The 479-nt window shown below is 72.0% G+C and carries 1 pseudogene; it reads left to right on the top strand.

The features are described 5' to 3' along the window. Positions 1–80: 80 nt before the first annotated feature. Positions 81–479, top strand: a pseudogene (locus RAD16_RS40850) (catalase); the annotation flags it as partial.

The following is a 479-nucleotide window of genomic DNA, read 5'->3' as shown; positions in this document are numbered from 1 at the left end:
AGCCCTCCGTGCCGCAGGCCGTCCGCTACACGCCCGACCTCGAGGCTCCGAAGCCGGAGGAGGCCGGGATCCACGACGAGATGATCGCGACCTTCCGGAAGATCCAGGAGACGACCTTCGCCGATTACGGGCACGCCGTGCGTGGCGTCCACGCCAAGGCGCACGGGCTGCTGAAGGGCCGCCTGGAGGTGCAGGGCGGCCTGCCGCCGGAGCTGGCGCAGGGCGTCTTCGCGAGGCCCGGAGGCTACGATGCGGTGCTGCGTCTCTCCACCAACCCCGGCGACATCCTCGACGACAGCGTCTCGACGCCCCGCGGCCTCGCCTTGAAGATCGTCGGCGTCGAGGGCGAGCGGCTGCCGGGCGCCGAAGGGCGCACCCAGGACTTCGTGATGGCCAACGCCCCGGCCTTCTCGGCCAAGGACGCGGCGGCCTTCCTCGGCAACCTGAAGCTGCTCGCCGCCACCACGGACACGCCGCAG

The organism is Bradyrhizobium sp. 18BD, assembly GCF_054185225.1.
The sequence above is the reverse complement of the archived record's forward strand: the minus strand, read 5'-3'. Positions and strand labels throughout refer to the sequence as shown.